The 5,778-nt window shown below is 63.2% G+C and carries 6 protein-coding genes; 5 read left to right on the top strand and 1 reads right to left on the bottom strand.

Annotated features, from left to right (window positions below):
* The 5 genes from rimO to ACE3OH_RS18535 all read left to right on the top strand — a co-directional run.
* Positions 1-1,072, top strand: a 1,072-nt coding sequence (gene rimO / locus ACE3OH_RS18555; RefSeq protein WP_374356688.1) for a 30S ribosomal protein S12 methylthiotransferase RimO, incomplete at its 5' end; no start/stop codon positions are given.
* A 65-nt stretch (positions 1,073-1,137) separates the two neighbouring features.
* On the top strand, positions 1,138-2,076 hold the full coding sequence (locus ACE3OH_RS18550) for a LysR substrate-binding domain-containing protein (protein ID WP_374356685.1): 939 nt from the start codon (positions 1,138-1,140) through the stop codon (positions 2,074-2,076).
* A gap of 104 nt (positions 2,077-2,180) precedes the next feature.
* The gene (locus ACE3OH_RS18545) at positions 2,181-2,657 is read left to right on the top strand and encodes a rubrerythrin family protein (protein ID WP_374356682.1); all 477 of its coding nucleotides are present in this window, start codon (positions 2,181-2,183) and stop codon (positions 2,655-2,657) included.
* A 21-nt stretch (positions 2,658-2,678) separates the two neighbouring features.
* Positions 2,679-2,846, top strand: coding sequence for a rubredoxin (locus tag ACE3OH_RS18540; protein WP_374356679.1), 168 nt, complete (start codon positions 2,679-2,681; stop codon positions 2,844-2,846).
* Positions 2,847-2,916: 70 nt separating this feature from the next.
* Complete coding sequence (locus tag ACE3OH_RS18535; RefSeq protein ID WP_374356676.1) at positions 2,917-4,062, top strand: FAD-dependent oxidoreductase; 1,146 nt, start codon at positions 2,917-2,919, stop codon at positions 4,060-4,062.
* A gap of 11 nt (positions 4,063-4,073) precedes the next feature.
* Here the strand turns inward: ACE3OH_RS18535 and mnmC are convergent.
* A partial coding sequence (gene mnmC, locus ACE3OH_RS18530; RefSeq protein ID WP_374356672.1) for an FAD-dependent 5-carboxymethylaminomethyl-2-thiouridine(34) oxidoreductase MnmC occupies positions 4,074-5,778 on the bottom strand: 1,705 nt, incomplete at its 5' end.

The following is a 5,778-nucleotide window of genomic DNA, read 5'->3' as shown; positions in this document are numbered from 1 at the left end:
GGAAGGCGGCAAGCAGATCCGTGATGTCCATCCATCGGTGCTGGCGGTGACCGGCCCCCACGCTACCCAGGAAGTGATGGCGGCGGTGCATGAGCACCTGCCCAAGCCGCATGACCCGTTCATTGATCTGGTGCCGCCGCAAGGCATCAAGCTCACCCCCAAGCACTATGCCTATGTAAAGATTTCCGAGGGCTGCAACCATCGTTGCTCCTTCTGCATCATTCCGTCGATGCGCGGCGATCTGGTATCGCGCCCGGTGCATGAGGTGCTGCGCGAGGCTGAAAACCTGGTCAAGGCCGGGGTGAAGGAATTGCTGGTGATCTCGCAGGACACCTCGGCCTACGGTGTGGATGTGAAGTACAAGACCGGCTTTCACAATGGCCGCCCGGTAAAGACGCGCATGACCGAGCTGGTGAAGGAGTTGGGCGATCTGGGAGCCTGGGTACGCCTGCACTATGTCTACCCCTATCCGCATGTCGACGAGGTGATTGAGTTGATGGCGGCCGGCAAGGTGCTGCCTTACCTCGATATTCCATTCCAGCACGCCAGCCCTGCGGTGCTCAAGGCAATGAAGCGTCCGGCCAATGCCGAGAATGTGCTCAAGCGCCTCGAGGCCTGGCGTGCGGTGTGCCCCGATATCGCCATTCGCTCGACCTTTATCACCGGCTTCCCTGGCGAAACCGATGCGGATTTCGACATGCTGCTGGACTTTATCGGCGAAGCGCAGCTGGATCGGGTTGGTTGCTTTACCTACTCGCCAGTTGAAGGCGCTACTGCCAATGCCCTGGCCAACCCGGTTCCTGCTGAGCTAGCCGAGGAGCGCAAGGCGCGCTTTATGGAAAAGCAGGCAGAGATTTCCGCCAACAAGCTGGCGGCGAAAATCGGCAAACAGCTGACCGTGCTGATCGACGAAATCGATGCCGACGGCGCGGTCGGCCGCAGCTATGCCGATGCGCCGGAGATCGATGGCTTGGTGTATATCGACGACAAGCAAGGTTTGCAGGTCGGCGACTTTGTCAATGTCGAGGTGGTTGAAGCCGACGAATATGACTTGTGGGCCGATCGAGTGTAAGCTTTTCCTAATGCGCGGCCAGCTTCCTGGCCGCTGTTATTTTCACTCGCCAGATTACGCTCGCCATGACGCTGACCGAACTCAAATACATTGTTGCCGTTGCGCGAGAGCGCCATTTCGGGCGGGCGGCAGCAGCCTGTTTTGTCAGCCAACCCACCTTGTCGGTGGCGGTGAAGAAGCTGGAAGACGAGCTCGGCGTCACCCTGTTCGAGCGCTCGGCGGGCGATGTATCGGTTACCCCTATCGGCGAGCGCATCGTATCGGAATCGCAGCGCGTGCTGGAGCAGGTGCAAACCATCAAGCAGCTGGCCGAGCAGGGCAAGGACCCCTTGTCCGGCCCCTTGCGCCTTGGTGCCATCTACACCATCAGCCCCTATCTGCTGCCGTTTCTGATTCCGAATCTGCGCGCCCTGGCGCCGCAGATGCAGCTGCTGCTGGAAGAGAACTACACCGCCCGCTTGGCCGAGATGCTCAAGCAGGGCGATATCGATATCGCAGTGCTCTCTGAGCCGTTTCGCGAAAGCGGTATTGCCACCCAGGCGGTGTATGACGAGCCGTTTATGGTGGCGACGCCCAAGGGCCATGCCTGGGAAGCGCTGCAGGCGATCGACCCTTCGCAGCTCGAAGACGAAAACGTATTGCTGCTCTCGCCCGGCAACTGCTTTCGCGACCAGGTGCTCCAATCCTGCCCGGAGCTCAATCGCGAGGCCTTGCCGGCGGGCAGCAGCCTGCAGCGCACCTTGCAGGGCTCGTCCTTGACTACCATCCGCCATATGGTGGCCGGTGGCATCGGCGTTACGGTATTGCCTGCGACCTCGGTCACCTCGGCTGATCACCAGCTGCTCGGCTTGCGCCCGTTTACCGAGCCGGCGCCGACGCGCCGCATCGTGCTGGCATGGCGGCGCAATTTCCCGCGTCGCGAGGCGGTGGAAGCGGTGCGGCAGGCAATCTTGCGCAGCGCGCTGCCGGCGGTGACCATGCTGGCCGATGCGGTAGCTGAATAGAAATTACCAATCGCAATTTAAAACATAATCAATTTGCCCTATGTTGTGGGGCGGCCTACCATTCGCTCATGTCAACGCATACCACTGAGCAAAGGAGCAATACCATGGCTGCCACTACCCAATCTGCCACCATCCAGAATCTCGAAGCCGCTTTTGCCGGCGAATCGATGGCGCATATCAAATACCGTTATTTTGCCAAGCTGGCTCGCGAGGCGGGCGACCTGGAAACCGCCAAGGCATTCGAAGAGACCGCCGACCAGGAAGTGATGCATGCCTTTGGCCACCTTGACCTGCTCTATCCCAAGGACACGATGACCCCGGCCAAGGCCCTGCAATACGCGATCGACGGCGAGACCTACGAGTACACCGAAATGTATCCGAAGTTCCGCCACGAGGCGGTGCTGGAGGGCAACACCGCGGCTGTGCAGGAAATCGACGAGCAGATCGAAGAATCGAAACAACATGCTGCCCGCTTTGCCCAGACGCTGGAGAAGGCAGCCAAGCGCTTTGCCGCGCTGGCCAAGGTGGAAGAACGCCACGCCAACCATTATCGTGCCGCACTGGCCAAGATCGCCGCTTAATTCCCGACTGGAGAAATCACCATGCGCAAGTTTGTTTGTATCGTTTGCGGTTTTGTTTATGACGAAGCGCTCGGCATGCCCGGCGACGGTATTGCCGCCGGCACCCGCTGGGAAGATATTCCGGCCGACTGGTCCTGCCCGGATTGTGGCGTAGCCAAGTCCGATTTCGAGATGGTTGAAGTCGCTTAACAGCATCGCTACGCGCAAAGGGTCGCCGTGGGCGGCCCTTTGTGTTTCCGGCACAGGCAGGAGAGAAAACATGAACCAGCCGATCACGATCATAGGCAGCGGCCTGGCCGGCTATAACCTGGCGCGCGAAATCCGCAAGCAGGCAGCCGATGTGCCATTGCGCCTGATCAGCTTTGACAGCGGCGCCTTTTATTCCAAACCGATGCTGTCCAATGCCTTGGCAAGCAACAAGTCTGCCGCGCAACTGGCAATGAAAACGGCGGCGCAGATGGCTGCCGAGTTGCGCGCCGAGGTGCTCGGCGACACCCGCGTCACGGCCATTGATGCGGCGCAGCGACGACTGCACAGCAGTGCCGGCGAATTCGCTTACGACAAGCTGGTGCTCGCTCTTGGTGCCGATACCTTTACCCCGCCGCTTGCCGGCGATGGCGCGGCCGATGTGCTCAGCGTCAACGATCTGGCCGACTATGCGCGATTTCGCGAGCGGCTGTACGGCAAGCAGCGCGTGCTGCTGCTCGGCGCCGGGCTGATCGGCTGCGAGTTTGCCAATGATTTACGGCTGGGCGGTTTCACTGTCGAGCTGGTCGATCTGGCGCCATGGCCGCTATCGCGCCTGTTGCCGCGTCAGGCAGGCGAGCGCATGCAGCAGGCGCTGGAAGCGATCGGCATCGGTTTTCATCTCGGTGTATCGGCCAGCATGGTGGAGCGGGCAGGGGAGGGCTACCGCATCACGCTGTCGAACGGCGAGGTGCTGGAGGCCGATCTGGTACTGTCGGCCGTTGGCCTGCGGCCGCGTATCGCCCTGGCGCAGGCGGCCGGGCTGACGGTGAATCGCGGCGTCGTGGTGGATCGTCAGCTGCGCAGCAGTGACCCGCATATCTACGCTCTGGGCGACTGCGCCGAGGTAGCCGGGCAGGTGCTGCCCTATGTGCTGCCCATCATGCAGTCGGCACGTGCGCTGGGTCCGACTCTGGCCGGTACGCCGACCGAGGTCAGCTATCCGGCCATGCCGGTGGTGGTGAAAACCCCGGCGTGCTCGACCGTGGCGGCGCCACCGCTGCCGGGTGTGGAAGGTGAATGGCAGATTGAAGCTGACGCGGCTGGCATGGCTGCCTTGTACCAGAGTCGCGCCGGCGAGCTGCTTGGCTTTGCCTTGCTCGGTAGTGCCACGGCGCAGCGGCAGGCGCTCAGCGCACGGCTCCCTGCACTTTTGTAATGGGCGCCTGATTACGGCGACGTCGCGCCATGCCGCGCCAGAAAACGCGCCGGGTCCAGGGCATTGACCAGATCGCGTTCCAGCGGCAAAGGCTCGCCGCAAATCTGGCTGGCCAGCAACTCGGCCAGCAGATTGCACCAGACCAGGCCGCGCGCGCCAAAGCCGGTGAGCGCGAACAGGCCGGTGCGGCGCGGTGCCAGATGCAGGCTGCCGGCGTATTTGGGCTGCCAGCGCGAGCTATCGACCAGTGGTCCGACGAGGGGCAGGCGGTCGATGCTGTTCGGGCGTGCGCATTGGCGCCATGCCATCGGCGTGTCGGTAGCTTGCTTGACTTGCGGCAGCATATTGCCGAGCAGGGCCAGATTGTCAGCAAGTGCGGTGGGGCTAGCTGGACTCGAGCCTAGCGCTGCCAGGCCATCATGGGCCGGTGTCAGATAAGCGCCACCACACACCACTGTCCGCACTGCCGGGTCGGCTGCGCCGGCCAGCAGGCTGACCACCCGCTCATCGGCGCTCAACCCCAATTCCGGCGCGAAGCGCATGGCGTCGGCAGCATTGGCGAGAATCAGCACTGGCGCGCTGGCTAGCACGGTGCCACTATCGTCGAGCGCTTGCCAATGCTGGCCATCGTGATGCAGCGCACTCACGGTGGCGCCAAACTGCGTGCTAATCGCCTTGCCTGCCTTGGCGAGCAAGGCGTGTACCAGTGAGGTCGGCTTGACCCAGCCTGCCTGGGCGAACCACAGCCCGCCACTGGCGAGCGGCTTGCCGGCCAAGGCGCTGGCGGCATCGCGCTCCAGCCATTGCAGGTAGTCGGCCGGCCAGGGCGCGGCGGCGATCTGTTGCAGCTTTGCCTGCTCGTCGGCATCGCGGGCCAGCTGCACGGCGCCACAGGCCTGCCAGATGAGGCCCGGTAGTTGGCGGAACTGGCGCAAGCCATACAGAAAGGCAGCGCGAGCCAGGCGTGCTTGCAGATTGTCATCGAGCGCCACTACCGGCCGATAGGCGCCGGCATGATTGCCGGAAGCTTCTTGCGCCGGCGCGGCGTGGCGCTCCAGCAGGCTGATTTGCCAGCCGCGCTGCGCCAAACGCTCGCTGATCGCGGCGCCGGCGAGGCCAGCGCCGATCACGATGGCGTGGCGCGCCGGCACGGTTGCTGGCGGCCGTTTGCCGCGGAATACGCCGCCCAGGCAGTGGCGCTTGCCGGCAAAACCGGCGCGCTTTTCCACCACAAAGCCGGCCGCCTGCAAGGCGCGGCGTACCTCGCCTGCCACGGTATAGCTGGCGATGCTGGCCTGGTCGGCGACCAGCCGCGCCAGTTGTTTGAACAGTGGCAATTGCCACAAGTCCGGATTCTTCGCTGGAGCAAAGCCGTCGAGATAGAACGCATCGAACTTGCCGGCCAGATTGCACAGGCAGTCCATGGCATCGCCAAACAGCAGGGTCAGCACCACCTGGCCGCCGGCCAGCTCGATCCGGTGGCTGCCTGCCATCAGTGGCGGCCAGCTGGCCAGCAGCTCGCGACTGAGCGCCAGCAGCGTTGGCTGGTCGGCAAACAGACGCGCATGCAGCTGGCGCAGATCGTCTCGGGTAAACGGATGCAGCTCGCAAGATACGAAATGCAGCCGGGTGCTGCGCTGCGGATCGGCCTGCCAGGCGGCCCAGCTGTCGAGAAAGCTCAGGCCAAGGCCGAAGCCGGTCTCGCAGATGGCAAAG

This window comes from Chitinimonas sp., assembly GCF_041904975.1.
In the GTDB taxonomy this organism is placed as follows: Bacteria; Pseudomonadota; Gammaproteobacteria; order Burkholderiales; family Chitinimonadaceae; genus Chitinimonas.
Note: the sequence above shows the minus strand (reverse complement) of the source record. Positions and strands in the feature narration are given on the sequence as shown.